We start from the raw sequence: 17,077 nt of genomic DNA on the forward strand, positions 1-17,077 counted from the left end.
CCTCGCAGCGCGAGGTTCCAAAGTGCGGCTCCAGCATGCAACCCCGGTACGCGCGTTCGCGCTGGCGTTGTGTGTAGTCACGGCGCCGGCACACGCCGACGTGGTGAGCGACTGGAACGAGCAACTGGTCGCCGTCGTGCAGATGGAGAAGGCGAACGCGCTTGCGCAGAGCCGCGCCGCGGCGATCATGCATACGGCCATCTTCGAGGCCGTCAACTCGATCGAGCGGCGCTACAGGCCGTACAGCCAGGCCATTGCGGCACCAGCCGGCGCGTCCGCAGAATCGGCCGCCGCCAGCGCCGCGCATCTCGCACTCACCACGCTCTACCCCCATCAACGCGGCCGGCTTGACGAAGCGCTCACGCGCTCGCTGGCGGCCATCCCTGCGGCCCCGGCGCGGCAAGATGGCGTCGTCGTCGGCGAGCGCGCGGCCGAGATGCTGCTGGCGCTGCGTCGCGACGACGGCGCCGATGCGCAGGTGACCTACAAGGCGTCGTTCGGCGCAGGGGCCTGGGTGCCCGCGGCAGGGGCGCCTGCGCTGGCGCCGCACTGGGGCAGCGTGGAGCCGTGGGGGATGGACCGGGGATCCCAGTTTCGGCCGGGGCCGCCGCCGCGCATGGACAGCGATGCGTTCAGGCGCGATTACCTGGAGGTCAAGCAGATGGGGGGCAAGACAAGCGCGACTCGTACCGCCGAGCAGACGCAGCTTGCCAACTTCTGGACTCCTTCGGGCGTGGTGCTATGGAGCCCGATCACGGCCCAGCTCGCCAAGGCCGGCGGGCTGAATCTCGCCGCCAGCAGTCGGCTGTTCGCGTTGCATGCGATGGCCGGCGCCGACGCGCTGGTGGCGTGTTGGGACGCCAAGTATGCGTACCAGAACTTCCGCCCGGTGACGGCGATTCGCACCGGCGCCGGCCGAGACGATCTGCCAGCCGACGAGGCCTGGGAGCCGGCGATCCCGACACCGCCGTTCCCGGCCTATGTCTCAGGCCATGCGTGCTATGCGGGCGCTACCCAGGCGGTGCTGGAAGCGCAGTTTGGTGACGGGGAGGTGCCGGCGCTGACGATGACGAGCCCCGCCGTGCCGGGACTCAGGCGCCAGCACAAGCGCATCCGTGACATCGTCGCCGAGTGCGCCAATGCGCGCGTCTGGGGCGGCATTCACTGGCGCACGGACCAGGTAGAGGGTGAGGAACTGGGGCGCAAGGTGGCCCGACACATGCTGCAGCAGCGGCTGCTGCCCGTCCCCTGAAGTTGCGCGGCGGCCCGGGTCAAGCCCCGGGGCTGGCCGCTGGCCGAGCAGTCGGTCACCGCGACGTCGCTTGCGTGCGCCGGACAGCCAGCCATTTCGCGATACGCTGTCGGCGTACGTCGAATGGCGAAGGATGTCGCGTGAGTCGACCGAAAGGCCCTGGTGAAAGACGCCTCGTGCCAGGCCTGCTCCTGGCATCGGCGCTGCTCACGCCGCCATCGCCCGCCCTCGCCGTCGATCTGCCGGTCCAGATCTCGCAGTACGCGCACACCTCGTGGACGGCCCGCGAGGGCGCCCTGCTGGGCCTGGTCTTCGCGATGGCGCAGACACCCGACGGCTACCTGTGGATCGCCGGGTCGTTCGGCCTGTTCCGCTTCGATGGCCTGCGGTTCGTGCAGTGGCAGCCGCCGGACGGCCAGAAGCTGCCGACCAATCCCTACAGCTTGCTGGTGTCGCGCGACGGCACGCTCTGGATGGGCACCTACAGCGGCCTGTCGAGCTGGAACGGCCGCGAGTTCGTTCGCCGGCACGAGGAGATCGGCGAGGGCTTCGTGACGTCCTTGCTGGAGGCTCGCGACGGCACCATCTGGGCCGGCGTTCTCGCCGAATCCGGGCGGCTGTGCGCCATTCGCGCCGGGAAGATCCAGTGCTCGATGCCGCCGGAGAAGGGATTCGGCGCCTTCGTCTGGAGCCTCGCCGAGGACCGCGACGGGACGTTGTGGGTGGGCGCAGAAACCGGCGTCTGGCGATGGACCCCCGGGTCGCCGCGCCTCTATCCGATGCCCGGCCAGCGTGTGGGAGACCTGACCACGACCCCCGAAGGCCACGTCCTGGTCGGCGTGATGGGCGGGGGGCTGAAGGAGTTGGCCGGCGGACGGCTCGTGCCCCAGCCGCTGCGTCTCGCCGGCAATCCCGACCAACGGATCCCCGACCTCGACGTCAAGTCCAACAAGCTGCTGCGCGACCGCGACGGCGGCCTGTGGATAGGCACCGAAGGCCTGGGCCTCATCCATGTCAAGGACGGACAGGCCGACACGTTCACGCGGTCGGACGGCCTGTCCGGCAACATCGCCTGCAGCCTGTTCGAGGATCGTGAAGGGAATGTCTGGTTCGGCAGCCACAAGGGGATAGACCGCTTCCGCAAGCTGCCCGTGACCACGATGTCGAGCAAGCAGGGCCTGCCGCACGAGATGACGAGGTCAGTGCTCGCCACCACCGACGGCAGCGTGTGGGTGGCCACGAACGACGGCCTGGCGCGCTGGAAGGACGGCAGGGCCATCGTCTACAAGGAGCGCGAAGGCCTGCCCGATCTGCACGTGCATGCCCAGTACCAGGACGCCGACGGGCGACTCTGGGTGAGCACGGCCCGGGGCCTGGCCTACTTCGCGAACGACCGCTTCGTCACGGTCGACGCCGGGCCCAGCACCGAGATCTACTCCATCACCGGGGATGGGCAAGGCAACCTCTGGCTGTCCGGCAACAAGGGCCTGGCCCGCCTGTACCGGGGCCGGTTCGTCGAGAACGTGGGGTGGGCCACGCTCGGTCACCAGAAACAGGCCCAAACCATCATTGCCGACCGAGGCGGGCTGTGGCTCGGGTTCTGGGACCGCAGCGGCGTGTCGTTCTTCAAGGACGGCAAGATCGAGGCGACCTACACGTCCGCGCAGGGACTGGCGGGGGTGCACGCCAGCAGCCTCCGGCTCGATGCCGAAGGGGCCGTCTGGGCGGCGACCGGAGAAGGCGGCCTCAGCAGGATCAAGGATGGCCGCGTCACGACGCTCTCCGTCGCCAACGGCCTGCCCTGCAACTCGATCCACTGGTCGGCCCTGGACGACAGCGGGTCGCTGTGGCTGTACACGGTCTGCGGCCTGGTGCGGGTCTCGCGCGACGACCTGGCCGCGTGGATCGCCGACCCGGCCCGCCGGGTGACGACCAAGCTGTGGGGCGGCGCCGACGGCGTTCCCATCCAGCTGGAATCACCGGCCTACTTCACGCCTCCCGTGGCCAAAGGGCCGGACGGCAAGCTCTGGTCGGTGGGCGTGGGCGAGGTCCAGGTGTTCGCGCCCGACCACATGTCATCCAACCCGGTGCCCCCGCCGGTCCACATCGAGACCCTGGTGGCCGACCACAAGCCCTATGCGGTCGCCAATGGCCCGGGCCTTCCGCCGCTGGTCCGCGACATCGCCATCGGGTTCGCGGCGCTCAGCCTCGCCGACCCGCGCAGCGTTCGCTTCAGCTACAAGCTCGAAGGGCACGACACCGACTGGCAGGAGGCCGTCGACAGGCGCCTGGTGACGTACACGAACCTGCCGCCCGGCCACTACCGCTTCCGCGTGAAGGCCGCCAACAACAGCGGCGTGTGGAACGAGGAAGGCGCGCAACTGGACTTCTCGATCCAGCCGGCCTTCTACCAGACGACCTGGTTTCGGGTCGCATCGGCGGTCGCGCTGATCGGCCTGGCCTGGGCGGGTTTCCAGCTCTGGCTGCGCCTGCGCATCCGGCGGCTGCAGCGGCAGTTCGAGACGACGCTGGAGGCACGCGTCGCCGAACGCACGCGCATCGCCCGCGACCTGCACGACACCTTGCTGCAGCGTTTCCACGGCCTGCTGCTGCAGTTCCAGGCCGCGTCCAACCTGCTGCCCGATCGCCCGCGCGAATCGAAGCGGGTCCTCACGGACGCCATCGACCAGGTGGCCGAGGTGATCACGGAGGGCCGCGACACCGTGCAGGGCCTGCGGACCTCGACCGTGGAGACGAACAACCTGGCGGACGCCTTGCGGGCGCTCGCCGAGGAGCTTGGCCACGAGGGCGGCGGTGCGACCTCGGCGCGAGTCTATGTCCACGGCCAGCCGCAGGCCCTGCATCCGATCGTGCGCGACGAGACCTGCCGCATCGCGGGCGAGGCGCTGCGCAATGCCTTCCGCCACGCCGAGGCGAAGCGGATCGACGTCGAGATCCACTACGAAGCGCGGCAGCTGCTCGTGAGGGTGCGCGACGACGGCAAGGGGATAGACCCCGAGGTGGTTCGCCGGGGCGAGAAGGAAGGGCACTTCGGCCTGGGCGGGATGCGCGAGCGTGCCGAAGTGGCCGGCGGCAAGCTCGTCGTCCGAAGCAGCGTGGGGACAGGCACGGAAGTGGAGTTCAGTGCGCCTTCGTCGCGGGCTTACCGCAAGCCCCCGCCCGCCCTGTCGTGGCTGCTGCCCAGGAAAGCTTCGCCCAGCGAGATCGGCGAATGAGGGGACCGACAAGGCGTCATCCCGACGACGATCCCGTCCACGCGACAGCGGCCCTTTTCGCGATACGCTGTTGTCGTGCCGCCCCTGGCGAAGGATCCCCGTGAGTCGACTCGTAGGCCCAGGTGAAAGACGTCTCCTGCCAGGCCTGCTCCTGGCATCGGCACTGGTCACGGCGCCCGGCCCGGCCCCCGCGCTCGACCTGCCGCGGCAGATCGCCCAGTACGCGCACAGCGCCTGGACGGCGCGGGAAGGCGCCATGCTGGGCCTGGTCTTCTCGATGGCTCAGACGCCCGACGGCTACCTGTGGATCGCCGGGCTGTTCGGCCTGTTTCGCTTCGACGGCGTTCGATTCGTGCGCTGGGAGCCACCGGACGGCCAGTCGCTGCCGAGCAGTCCCTACAGCTTGCTGGTGTCGCGCGACGGCACCCTGTGGATAGGCACCTTCGAGGGCCTGGCGAGCTGGAACGGACGGGAGTTCGTCCACCGGTATCCGCAGATCGGCAAGGGCTTCGTGACCTCGCTGCTGGAGGATCGCGAAGGCACCGTCTGGGCGGGGGCGATCGACCGCGACGGAACCGCCTGGGCCGGCCTGCACCCGGAGCGCTCGCTGCTGTGCGCCGTTCGGGCCGGCCAGGTGCAGTGCTCCGAACCGGAGGGCGGATTCGGCTCCTTCGTCTGGAGCCTCGCCGAGGACCGCGCCGGGACGTTGTGGGTGGGCGCAGAAACCGGTGTCTGGCGATGGAGCCCCGGGACGCCACGCAGGTACGCGATGCCCGGCATGCGCGTAGGCGACCTGACCACGACGGCCGATGGCCAGCTCCTGGTCGGCATCCGCAGCGCGGGGCTCGGCCAGCTGGCCGGCGACCATCTGGTGCCCCACCGGTTCCAGCTGGCCTCCAGGTCCGACTCATGGATGGCCGACCGCGACATCAAGTCGAACAAGCTGCTGCGTGATCGCGACGGGGGCCTGTGGATCGGCACCGAAGGCCTCGGCCTGATCCATGTCAAGGACGGCCGGGCAGACACCTTCACGCGGGCGGAGGGCCTGTCCGGCAACATCGCCTGCACCCTGTTCGAGGACCGCGAAGGCAACGTCTGGTACGGCAGCGAGAGAGGGGTGGACCGCTTCCGCAAGCTGCCCGTCACCACCGTTTCGACGAAACAGGGCCTGCCCGACGAGATCGCGCAGTCCGTCGTCGCCTCCACCGACGGCAGCATCTGGGTGGCCACGAACGATGGACTGGCGCGGTGGAAGGACGGCCGGCTCACCGTCTACAAGGAGCGCGACGGGCTGCCCGACTCCCACGTGCAATCGCAGTACGAGGACGCCGACGGGCGACTTTGGGTGAGCACGGCCAAGGGCCTCGTCTACTTCGCCAAGGACCGCTTCGTCGCGGCCGATGGGGTGCCCGGCGGCGAGATCTACTCCATCACGGGGGATGCGGAGGGCAACCTCTGGCTGTCGAGCGCCAACGGCCTGCTGCGGCTGCACAGGGGGCGCTTGGTGGAGACCGTTCCGTGGTCCACCTTCGGTCGCCCGCGACAGGCCCAGGCCATCGCCGCCGATCGGGGCGGCGGAGTGTGGTTGGCGTTCTGGGAAGACGGCGGGGTGTTCCATTTCAAGGACGGCCAGGTGGATGCGACCTACACGGCGGCGCAGGGCCTGGCTGCCGGCCCTGTCGCGGGCCTGCGGCTCGATGCCGAGGGGGCGGTGTGGGCGGCGACCGTGGCCAGCGGCCTCAGCCGGATCAAGGATGGGCGAGCCACGACCCTTTCGGTCGCCAACGGCCTGCCCTGCAACAAGATCCAATGGTCGACGCTCGACGACAACGGAGCCCTGTGGATGTACATGGGCTGCGGCCTGGCGCGCATAGCGCGTGACGACCTCGCCGCGTGGATGGCCGACCCCAGCCGCCGCGTGACGCCGAAGCTGTGGGATGGCGCGGACGGCGTGCCGGTCCTGATGGGAGGCCAGGCCTCCTTCAATCCCCCCGTGGCCAAGGGGCGGGACGGAAGGCTCTGGTTCGTGGCGGGCGTCGAGCTCGAATGGGTGGACCCCGATCACCTGCCCTTCAATCCGGTGCCGCCGCCGGTCCACATCACGGCGCTGGCCGCCGATCAGAAACCCTATGCCGTCACCCCGGGTCTTCGCCTGCCCCCGCTGGCCCGCGACGTCACGATCGATTTCGCCGCCCTGACCCTGGCGGACCCGAAAAGCACTCGCTTTCGCTACCGGCTGGAAGGGCATGACAGCGATTGGCTGGAAGCCGTCGACAAGCGGCAGGCCACCTACACGAACCTGTCACCCGGCAACTACCGCTTCCGAGTCAAGGCGGCGAACAACAGCGGCGTGTGGAACGAGGATGGAGCGCAGCTCGATTTCTCCATCCAGCCGGCCTTCTACCAGACGACCTGGTTCCGCCTGGCCGGCGCGGCCCTGCTGATCGGCCTGGCCTGGGCGGGGTTCCAGCTCTGGCTGCACATGCGCATACGGCGGCTGCACCGGCAGTTCGAGGCCACGCTGGAGGCGCGCGTGGCCGAGCGCACGCGCATCGCGCGCGACCTGCACGACACCCTGCTGCAGCGGTTCCACGGGCTGCTGCTGCAGTTCCAGGCCGCCTTCAACCTGCTGCCCGATCGCCCGCGCGAATCCAGGCAGGTCCTCGCGAGCGCCATCGACAGCGTGGCCGAGGCGATCACCGAGGGCCGCGACACCGTCCAAGGGCTCAGGGCCTCGACCGTGGAGACCAACAACCTCGCGGACCCGTTGCGGGCGCTCGCCGAGGGTCTGGCCAAGGAGAGCGGCGGCGCGACTGCCGCGCATGTCGAGGTGCAGGGCCCGCCGCAGGCCCTGCATCCGATCGTGCGCGACGAGGTCTTCCGCATCTGCGGCGAGGCGCTGCGCAACGCCTTCCACCACGCCGATGCCAAGCTGATCGACGTCGAGATCCGCTACGACACGCGGCAGCTGCGCGTGCGGGTGCGAGACGACGGCCACGGGATAGACCCCGAGGTGCTGCGCGCGGGCCAGAAGGAAGGTCACTTCGGCTTGAGCGGCATGCGTGAACGGGCAGAGCTCGTCGGGGGCAAGCTCACCGTCCGCAGCAGTGCGGAAACGGGCACGGAAGTGGAGTTCACCGCGCCTGCGTCGCGGGCGTACCGCAAGTCGTCATCGGCCCTGTCGTGGCTGCTGCCGAAGAGATTCGCCCCGAGCGAGACCGGGGACTGATCGGGAAGACAGGGCGCCTGGTGAAGCGGCTCGGGCTTGCCGCTTGCCACGTCCCGCCCGTGAAGATGGACCTTCCTCGCTCGCCCCAAGGCTTCGTCCGCGTGCGCGGCGCGCGCGAGCACAACCTGAAGAACGTGGATGTGGACATCCCGCGCGATGCCCTGGTGGTCTTCACCGGCATCTCGGGATCGGGCAAGTCCTCGCTGGCCTTCGGCACGATCTACGCGGAAGCGCAGCGCCGCTATTTCGAATCGGTGGCGCCGTATGCGCGGCGCCTGCTCGACCAGGTCGGCGTGCCGGCGGTCGATTCGATAGAGGGCCTGCCGCCTGCGATCGCCTTGCAGCAGCAGCGAGGCACGGCGAGCGCCCGCTCGTCGGTCGGCAGCGTGACGGGCTTGTCCAACCTGCTGCGCATGCTCTTCTCGCGGGCCGGGCGCTATCCGACGCGCCAGCCCATGCTGTTCGCCGAGGACTTCTCGCCCAACACGCCGCAGGGCGCCTGCCCCCACTGCCACGGCCTGGGGCGCGTCTACGACGTGACCGAGGCCTCGATGGTGCCGGACGATTCGCTTTCGATCCGCGAGCGCGCGGTCGCCGCCTGGCCGCCGGCCTGGCATGGCCAGAACCTGCGTGACATCCTGGTCACCCTCGGGCACGACGTGGACAAGCCCTGGCGCGAGCTGCCGCGCAAGACGCGCGAATGGATCCTCTTTACCGAAGAGCAGCCGACCGTTCCGGTCTATGCCGGCTTCACGCCGGCAGAAACCCGCGAGGCCCTGCGACGCAAGACCGAACCCAGCTACCAGGGCACCTTCACCAGCGCGCGCCGCTATGTACTGCATACCTTCGCGACGACCCAGAGCGCGATGATGAAGCGGCGCGTGTCGCGCTACATGATTGGCGGCCCCTGCCCGGTCTGCCACGGCAAGCGGCTCAAGCCCGAGGCCCTGGCCGTCACCTTCGCCGGGCTGGACATCGCCGAGCTCTCGGCCTGGCCGCTGGAAAGGCTGGCCGGCCAGCTGGCGCGGGCCTTGAGCGAGCCGGCTCGCCCCTCGGCTGCCGAGCCGCTGAGCCGGGCGGCGTCGGCGCGCCACCGGGCGCAGCGCGTGGCGGCCGGCGGAGCCTCGCACGCCGCCTCGCCCGACGTGAGGCGCACGCCGGACCTGTCGGAAGAAAAGCGCCTGGCGGCCCAGCGGATCGTCGACGACGTGCTGGTGCGCGTTCGCCCGCTGCTGGCACTCGGCCTGGGTCACCTGAGCCTGGACCGAAGCACGCCTACTCTGTCCTCGGGCGAGCTGCAGCGGTTGCGCCTGGCCACGCAGATCTGCTCGAACCTGTTCGGCGTCATCTACGTGCTCGACGAGCCCTCGGCCGGCCTGCACCCCGCCGACGGCGAGGCGCTGCTCGACGCCTTGAAGGGCCTGAAGGCCTCGGGCAATTCGGTCTACGTCGTCGAGCACGACCTGGGCGTGATGCGCCAGGCCGACTGGCTCGTCGATGTCGGGCCAGCGGCCGGCGAGCATGGCGGGCAGGTGCTCTACAGCGGCCCGCCCGAAGGCCTGGCCGGCGTGGCGGAGTCACAGACCCGGCGCTATCTGTTCGCGGGGTCGGCGGACCGGCGCCGTGCGCGCCGTGAGCCGGACGGCTGGCTGCACCTGGCCGACCTGAGCCGCAACAACCTGCACCGCCTGGAGGTGAAGCTTCCGCTCGGTGTCTTCACCGCCGTCACCGGCGTCTCCGGCTCGGGCAAATCCACGCTGGTGAGCCAGGCGTTGGTCGAGCTGGTCAGCAGGCACCTGGGACACGAGCCTGCCGCGGCTGACGAGGACGACGAGCCGGGCGACCAGGATGCGCTGCAGACCACCGGCGGCCACATCGCCGGCGGCATGGAGCGCATCGGGCGCCTGGTGCGCGTGGACCAGAAGCCGATAGGCCGCACGCCGCGTTCGAACCTGGCCACGTACACCGGCCTTTTCGACCATGTGCGGCGGCTCTTTGCGGCCACGCCCGCCGCGCGTTCGCGCCGCTTCGATGCCGGGCGCTTCTCCTTCAACGTCGCGAAGGGGCGCTGCGAGACCTGCGAGGGCGAGGGCTTCGTCAGCGTCGAGCTGCTCTTCATGCCGAGCGTGTATGCGCCCTGCCCGGCCTGCCATGGCAAGCGCTACAACGAGGCCACGCTGAAGGTGCGCTACCGGGAGCAGACCATCGCCGACGTGCTGGCCATGACCGTCGACGCGGCCGCGGTCTTCTTCGCCGAAGAGCCCGCCCTGCACCGGCCGCTGGCCCTGCTGCAGGGCATAGGCCTGGGCTACCTGCGCCTCGGCCAGCCGGCGACCGAGCTTTCCGGCGGCGAGGCGCAGCGCATCAAGCTCGCCACCGAACTGCAGCGCACCCAGCACGGCGACACGCTCTACGTGCTCGACGAGCCGACGACCGGCCTGCATCCCGGCGACGTCGACAAGCTGATGGCGCAGCTGCACGGCCTGGTCGACGCGGGCAACAGCGTGATCGTGGTGGAGCACGAGATGCGCGTCGTCGCCAGCAGCGACTGGGTCATCGACCTGGGCCCGGGCGCCGGCCCGCAGGGCGGCCGCATCGTGGCCAGCGGCACGCCGGACGTCGTCGCCTCGCACGCCGCCTCGCGGACGGCGGCCTATCTGGCGGAAGAGTTGGGCCGAGCCGGATGGCGCGTCAGCCAGGCCGGCCTTCATCCGGCTGATCCTCCTGGCGACCGGAGAAGCGAGGCAGGTTCCACCCGTAGTGCAGCGACAGGTAGCGCAAGGTGAAGCAGGCGCCCAGCGCCAACCACGTCCGCCAGCTGGAGGTCCACCCGAGGCGCTCGCCGGCCACTTCGATGGCCGCTGCGACCAGCGCAGCCGAGGCATAGATCTCTCGCTTCAGCACCACCGGCACGCGGTTGAGCAGGACATCGCGCACGACGCCTCCGCCCACCGCCGTCACCATCCCGAGCAGCAGGGCCACCTCGGCGTTGTGGCCCAGGAGCAGGGACTTCTGTGCGCCGGTGACCGCGAAGAGCCCGAGGCCCAGCGAGTCGAAAAGGATCACCGGATGCGCGAGTCGCGTGACGAGGCGGCCCGCCGCCATCGTCAGGGCCGCCGCGCACAGCGCCGTCGCCAGGTACTGCCATTCGCTGAGCCCGGCAGGCGGCACCACGCCGAGGCACAGGTCGCGCATCACGCCTCCGCCACAGGCGACCGTGAAGGCCACCGCCATGATGCCGAAGCCGTCGAGGTTGCGGTCCTTGGCCGCCACGGCGCCGCTGATGGCAAACGCGAAGGTGCCCGCCAGGTCCAGGAAGGCGAACAGGCGGTGGTCGCTCAAGCTGGCGACGGCGAATTCGTGGACGTTCATGCGAGCACGATACTTCGGGCGCCGCGCTGTGCCCCGCGATCACGGTTCGTTCAGGTAGACCCCACACCGCAGTGCGACTCGTGGCACGGCGTTCGGGAGCGCAGCGACCCCATGCTATGGTCCACGCACACCTTCCTGGTCTGCACCGAACCCATGTCCCGCTCCAGCGCCCTCATCGCCGAACCCAGGCCCCGCACCACACGGTGCGTGAGTCTGCGTGCGGGCTGTGCGGCGCTGTCCGAGCCCTCGGGATGCTGCTCGCGCCGCGCCGACGGCGTTCCGGCCTTCCTTTCCTGACGCGGCAGGTCGCCGTCCCGCGCACTGAGCGCCGGACGGCTTCCTGCCGGATCTTTCCCCCCGCACCTCCTGCCTGATTCGCCGCGCACGGCGATCGGGATGGCCTGCGCCCGCCTGCGGCCAGCATGGCGGGCATGCCTCACGCCACGCATCGAAAGGAAGCACCATGGAAGCCCTGGCACTCGAACGCACCCTCACTGAACTCGACCACTCCCGCCTGTCGATCCTGGCGCGCACCGATGTGCACTCCCGGCTCGACGCGGACTCCATCGAAGCCGTTCTGCAATCGGCCCATCAGGTGCCGTCCCGCGCCATACCGCCTGACATCGTCACGATGTATTCCAGGGTCTTGCTGACCTTCCCCGATGGCCGTCACCAGAACCTGACGCTTTGCTACCCGCAGGACGCGGACCCGTCAGAAGGTTTCGTCTCGGTGCTCTCGCCTGCCGGCTCCAGCCTTCTGGGCTTGCGCGTGGGTGAGCGGGCCCGCTGGCGCACGCCCGCCGGGGACGAGCGGACCGCCGAGGTGCTGGCCGTCATCTTCCAGCCCGAAGCGAGCGGGGACTACAGGACCTAGCGGCGACTCGACCACCGGCGCCCTGCGACGCAGTGCGTCGAACGCAAGGAGATCCAGATGAAACAGTACCCATCGATCCTCGTGGCGACCGACTTTTCGGAGCACGCCACTTTCGCGGTTCGCCAGGCCGCGCTCCTGGCCGGGCACCATGGCGCTCGCCTGACGCTGTTGCACGTCGTCGATGCGGCGGGCTGCAGGGCGTTGCAGCAGTGGTTCGCACCGTCCATCGACCTCGAGCTGAAGGAGGCGCAGGCGAGGTCGACGCTCCGCGGATTCGCCGCGGAGACCGCCGGCCGGTACGGTGTGCCGGCGCACTTCGAGGTCGTCGTCGGGGAGGCCTTCGACGAGGTCCTTCGCGCCTCGGAAGAAGCCAACCTGGTCGTCTTCGGCCAGCGCGGGCGAACGTCCACCGGGCACCTGGAAACCGGCAGCACCGCCGACCGGCTCCTGCGCCTGTGCCGTCGCGCCATGCTCGTCGTCAAGCAGCCGGTCGAAGGCCTTTATCGCAGCATCCTCGTTCCGGTCGACCTGACGGCCTCTTCGCGCGCCTGCCTACAGGCAGCCGCCGGCCTGGTGCGCTCTGCGGAGCTCCACGTGGTCCACGCTCCCGGCTCGCACACGGAAATGAACGGCAGCGAACCGCCCTTCCGCATGGAGGGCCTGGCGGCCAGCTCGGGCGCGGACCCTGGCCGGCTGAGCGACGACGGGCGCCCGAGCCCGGCATGGGAATGCTCCCTGGCGCACGCCGACAGAGTGGGCGCGGACCTGATCGTCGTCGGCAAGCAAGGCGAGTCCGCCATGGCGGAGTTCCTGCTCGGCAGTTCCACGCGCCGCTTGCTGGCGATGTCTAGGTGCGACCTGCTGGTCATGCCTCGCGCCGCGCTGCAGGCGCCCAGTCCACCGACTGCCATCGACCTGCTGCCGTCCACCGCCCAGGCCGAGTCGACGCCTTCCCTGTAGCCGGCCGAGCGCAACGCAAGGCGCAGCACAACGCCGTCCCGGCCGGCAGGCGCAGCCAAGCCGGCCGGGACGGCCCTACCTGTCACGGAGAGCCTTCATGACGACCTTCATCTCTGTCACCGACCTCGTGCGCGCGCAGGTCGAGCCTTACGTCCACTTGTCCTGGTTTCTGTACGAAGCCGTGGAGCGGGAGCATCGGCTGAACCTGGAGGCCCTGGCCGGCACGCCCGGTTCGCTGGTCGATGCGTGGGCGCGACTGCTCACCTCCGGCACGGCCATCGCACACCCGCATCAATTTGCCTGTTTGCGCGTGTAGTGAAGTAGGAAATCGAAACGAACCGCGCGACGCGCTGCAGGGCGGCGCGGGGCGACGCCGCCGTCGATGCCAGGCTGTTGGCGCCAATCGGTAAGCGCCGGTCGCGGTGTGCACATCGCCGCCCCGCCGCTGGAACCAACATGCCGCATCGATCACCGCCCACGAAAGACGCGCATGAACTTCCTCGACGATTCTCTGCTGCCCGAGAACCAGGACAAGCTGGTCATCACCGTCGCGCCGTACGGCCCGGAATGGGAGCCCCAGGACTTCCCGGAGGACATCCCGCTGACGATGGCCGAGCAGGTGCAAAAGGCCGTCGACTGCTACAACGCCGGCGCCACCGTGCTGCACCTGCACGTGCGCGAGCTCGATGGCAAGGGCAGCAAGCGCCTGTCCAAGTTCAACGAGCTGATCGCCGGCGTCAAGGCGGCGGTGCCCGACATGATCGTCCAGGTCGGCGGCTCGATTTCCTTCTCGCCCGAGGGCGAAGGCGCCGATGCCAAGTGGCTCTCCGATGACACCCGCCACATGCTCGCCGAGCTGGACCCCAAGCCCGACCAGGTGACGATCGCCATCAACACCAACCAGATGAACATCGTCGAGCTGATGAGCGGCGACGACTACGCCGGCACCTCGTTCGAGCGACCGGCCGTCTACCAGGCCTACCGCGAGATGACGGTGCCGGCCGGCCCGGGCTGGGTCGAGGAGCACCTGAAGCGCCTGCAGGCGGCCGGCATCCAGCCGCACTTCCAGCTCGCCACCGTGGCCCAGCTCGAGACCGTCGAGCGCCTGATCCGGCGCGGGGCCTACACCGGCCCGCTGAACCTGACCTGGGTCGCGATCGGCGGCGGCTTCGACGGCCCCAGCCCCTACAACATGATGGAATTCATCCGCCGGGTGCCCGACGGGGCCTGCCTGACGCTGGAGACCATCATGCGCAACGTGCTGCCGGTCAACACCATGGCCATGGCGATGGGCCTGCACGCCCGCTGCGGCATCGAGGACAACCTGTGGGGCCGCAAAGGTGAGAGGATGGGCTCGGTCAAGCAGATCGAGCAGCTGGTCCGCGTGGCCCGGGAGCTGGGTCGCGACGTGGCCAGCGGCCAGGAGGCGCGAGCCATCTACAAGATCGGCACCCGCTACGCGAACGCCGACGAGACGCTGGCGGCCCTGGGCTACGCCCCGAACCGCCAGCCCGGCCAGCGCGGCGCGCCCCTGCGCCAGGCGGCCTGAGGAGCGAAGATGAAGTGGTCCACCCGCATCGCGGCCCGGGTCTGCCGCGGCCTCGCGCTGGCCGCCCTGGCCTTCGTCGGCGGCCATGCCGGCGCCCAGGCCGACAAGCCCCTGCGCATCGTCGTGCCCGCACCGCCGGGCGGCACGCTGGACGTCGTCGGCCGGCTGCTCGCCGAAGCGCTACAGCCGGCGCTGAACCAGCCGGTGATCGTCGACAACAAGCCCGGCGCCGTCGGCATGCTGGGGGTCAACGAACTGCTCGCCGCGCCGCACGACGGGCAGACGGTGATGGTGCACATCAGCGGCATCGTCAGCGAGATCCCGCACCTGGCCAAGCCACGCTACGACCCGTTCAAGGACATCAGGCCGATCGCCCAGCTGACCCGCAGCGGCCTGGTCTTCGTGGGCGGGCCGCAGGTGCCGGCAGCCACGCTGAAGGAGGCCGTGGCCTACATCAAGGCGAATCCGGGCAAGGTCAGCGTCGCTTCCTACACCACCGGCACGATCTCGCACACGCTCGGCGTGGAGTTCAACGGCCTGGCCGGGCTGGACATGAGCCACATCGGCTACAAGGGCTCGCCGCCGGCGCTGCAGGACGTGATCGGCGGCCACGTGCAGTTCATGTTCGACGGACCGGCCACCTCGGTGCCGATGATCAAGGCCGGCAAGCTCAAGGCCTTGGCAGTGACCACACCGCAGCGCCTGGCGGCCCTGCCCGACGTGCCGACCTTCGAGGAGCAGGGCTACCCCGCCATGAACGCCGTCGCCTGGGTGGGCCTGTGGGTCACGCCCGACGTGCCGGCGCCCGTGCAGGCGCACCTGCGCGAACTGGCGCTCAAGGCCATGCAGGCCCCGGCGATGAAGGACCGCCTGGCGGCGCTCGGCATGGAGCCGGGGCTGAGCGTGACGAGCGAAGACCTCGCCAAGACCTTGCGGGTGTCCTACGAGCGCCAGGCCTCGCTGCTGAAGTCGATCAATTTCAAGCCCGATTGAGCGGGCATCCGGCGCGGCAGTCCCTGCCTTGGACAGGGGCCGCGGCCTCCTCGGGGCGGCCCGGCGGCCGCTGCACGCGCCGACCATCGAAAGGAATGACATGAACGGACTGATGATGCAGCAGCCGCTGCTGATCTCGTCGCTGCTGCGCCACGCCGAGCGCCACCATGGCGACCAGGAGGTGGTGTCCCGCCGGGTCGAAGGCGACCTGCATCGCCTGACCTACCGCGAGCTCGCCGCGCGGGCGCGGCGGCTGGCCAACGTGCTGGCATCGATGAACGTGCAACGCGGCGATCGCGTGGCGACGCTGGCCTGGAACGGCCACCGCCACATGGAGCTGTACTACGCGGTGTCCGGCTCGGGCGCTGTCCTGCACACGCTGAACCCGCGCCTGCATGCCGAGCAGATGGCCTGGATAGCCGACCACGCCGAGGACACCGTGCTGTTCTTCGACCTGACGTTCCTGCCGCTGGTCGAGAAGGTCGCGCCACAGCTCAAGACGGTGAAGCTCTTCGTCGCCATGACCGACCGCGCGCACATGCCGGCCGGCAGCTCGATCCGCGGCCTGCTGTGCTACGAGGAGCTGGTCGACGCCGCCAGCGACGCCTACGACTGGCCGTCGTTCGACGAGAACGCCGCCGCATCGCTGTGCTACACCAGCGGCACCACCGGCCATCCCAAGGGCGTGCTGTACAGCCACCGCTCGACGCTGCTGCACACCATGGCCGTCGCGCTGCCGGACGCGCTCAACGTCTCGGCGCGCGAGGTGATCCTGCCGGTCGTGCCCATGTTCCACGTCAACGCCTGGGGCCTGCCGTATGCCGCCTGCCTGGCCGGCGCCAAGCTGGTCTTCCCCGGCCCGGCGCTGGATGGCCGGTCGCTGCACGAGCTGTTCGAGGCCGAGGGGGTCACCCTCTCGGCCGGCGTGCCCACGGTATGGCAAGGCCTGCTTGCGCATGTGGACGCGAACGACCTGAGGTTCACGACGATGAAGCGCACCGTCATCGGCGGCTCGGCCTGCCCGCCGGCGATGATGAAGAGCTTCCAGCAGCGCCATGGCGTGCAGGTGCTGCACGCCTGGGGCATGACCGAGCTGAGTCCGCTCGGCACCGCCGGCGTGCTCAAGGGCCACCAGCTCGCCCTGCCCGAAGGCGAGCGCGAGGCCATCCAGGCCAAGCAGGGCCGGGCGGTGTTCGGCATCGACATGAAGATCGTCGGCGAGGACGGCCGCGAGCTGCCGTGGGACGGCCGGGCCAGCGGCGAGCTGCTGGTGCGCGGGCCCTGGGTGGTCTCCCGGTACCTCAAGGGCGAGGGCGGCGATCCCCTGGTCGACGGCTGGTTCCCGACCGGCGACGTGGCCACGATAGACGCCGACGGCTTCATGCAGATCACCGACCGCAGCAAGGACGTGATCAAGTCCGGCGGCGAATGGATAGGCTCGATCGACCTGGAGAACATCGCCATGGCGCACCCGGCCGTCGCGATGGCCGCCTGCATCGCGGTGCCGCACCCGAAGTGGGACGAGCGCCCGCTGCTGGTGGTGGTGAAGAAGCCCGGGGCGGCGCTGAGCCGCCAGGAGCTGATCGGTCCCGTTCAAGGACAAGAAGATGGA

The 17,077-nt window shown here is 69.9% G+C and carries 10 protein-coding genes and 1 pseudogene; 10 read left to right on the plus strand and 1 reads right to left on the minus strand.

The annotated features are described in order from the left end of the window. Window positions 1–103: 103 nt before the first annotated feature. The 4 genes from ACS5PM_RS01595 (at window position 104) to ACS5PM_RS01610 (ending at window position 10,503) form a co-directional block, all read left to right on the plus strand. Window positions 104–1,252: a vanadium-dependent haloperoxidase gene (locus tag ACS5PM_RS01595; protein ID WP_439384724.1), complete on the plus strand. Its 1,149-nt coding sequence runs from the start codon at window positions 104–106 to the stop codon at window positions 1,250–1,252. 176 nt (window positions 1,253–1,428) lie between these two features. Continuing rightward, entirely contained in the window at window positions 1,429–4,488 is a 3,060-nt protein-coding gene (locus tag ACS5PM_RS01600) for a sensor histidine kinase (RefSeq protein WP_439384726.1), read from the plus strand. Between the two features lie 100 nt (window positions 4,489–4,588). Continuing rightward, a complete protein-coding gene (locus ACS5PM_RS01605; protein WP_439384729.1) occupies window positions 4,589–7,717 on the plus strand; it encodes a sensor histidine kinase in 3,129 nt (1,042 codons plus the stop codon). 65 nt (window positions 7,718–7,782) lie between these two features. Then, window positions 7,783–10,503, plus strand: a complete 2,721-nt coding sequence (locus ACS5PM_RS01610; RefSeq protein WP_439385593.1) for an excinuclease ABC subunit UvrA — start codon at window positions 7,783–7,785, stop codon at window positions 10,501–10,503. Here the strand turns inward: ACS5PM_RS01610 and ACS5PM_RS01615 are convergent. Beyond that, on the minus strand, window positions 10,409–11,089 hold the full coding sequence (locus ACS5PM_RS01615) for a trimeric intracellular cation channel family protein (RefSeq protein WP_439384731.1): 681 nt from the start codon (window positions 11,087–11,089) through the stop codon (window positions 10,409–10,411). The genes ACS5PM_RS01610 and ACS5PM_RS01615 overlap by 95 nt on opposite strands. Window positions 11,090–11,552: 463 nt before the next feature. Between ACS5PM_RS01615 and ACS5PM_RS01620 the strand changes: the two genes are divergently transcribed. The 6 genes and pseudogenes from ACS5PM_RS01620 to ACS5PM_RS01645 form a co-directional block, all read left to right on the plus strand. Next, complete coding sequence (locus ACS5PM_RS01620) at window positions 11,553–11,963, plus strand: GreA/GreB family elongation factor (protein ID WP_439384734.1); 411 nt, start codon at window positions 11,553–11,555, stop codon at window positions 11,961–11,963. Window positions 11,964–12,020: 57 nt separating this feature from the next. Continuing rightward, window positions 12,021–12,923, plus strand: a complete 903-nt coding sequence (locus ACS5PM_RS01625; protein WP_439384736.1) for a universal stress protein — start codon at window positions 12,021–12,023, stop codon at window positions 12,921–12,923. A 97-nt stretch (window positions 12,924–13,020) separates the two neighbouring features. Continuing rightward, window positions 13,021–13,239, plus strand: a complete 219-nt coding sequence (locus ACS5PM_RS01630; RefSeq protein WP_439384737.1) for a hypothetical protein — start codon at window positions 13,021–13,023, stop codon at window positions 13,237–13,239. 174 nt (window positions 13,240–13,413) lie between these two features. Continuing rightward, window positions 13,414–14,472, plus strand: a complete 1,059-nt coding sequence (locus tag ACS5PM_RS01635; protein ID WP_439384739.1) for a beta-keto acid cleavage family enzyme — start codon at window positions 13,414–13,416, stop codon at window positions 14,470–14,472. A gap of 9 nt (window positions 14,473–14,481) precedes the next feature. Continuing rightward, complete coding sequence (locus tag ACS5PM_RS01640; RefSeq protein WP_439384741.1) at window positions 14,482–15,465, plus strand: Bug family tripartite tricarboxylate transporter substrate binding protein; 984 nt, start codon at window positions 14,482–14,484, stop codon at window positions 15,463–15,465. Between the two features lie 100 nt (window positions 15,466–15,565). Then, window positions 15,566–17,068: pseudogene (locus tag ACS5PM_RS01645) on the plus strand (3-(methylthio)propionyl-CoA ligase); the annotation flags it as partial. Window positions 17,069–17,077: the final 9 nt, after the last annotated feature.

This window comes from Ideonella flava (assembly GCF_051857595.1).
In the GTDB taxonomy this organism is placed as follows: Bacteria; Pseudomonadota; Gammaproteobacteria; order Burkholderiales; family Burkholderiaceae_C; genus Ideonella.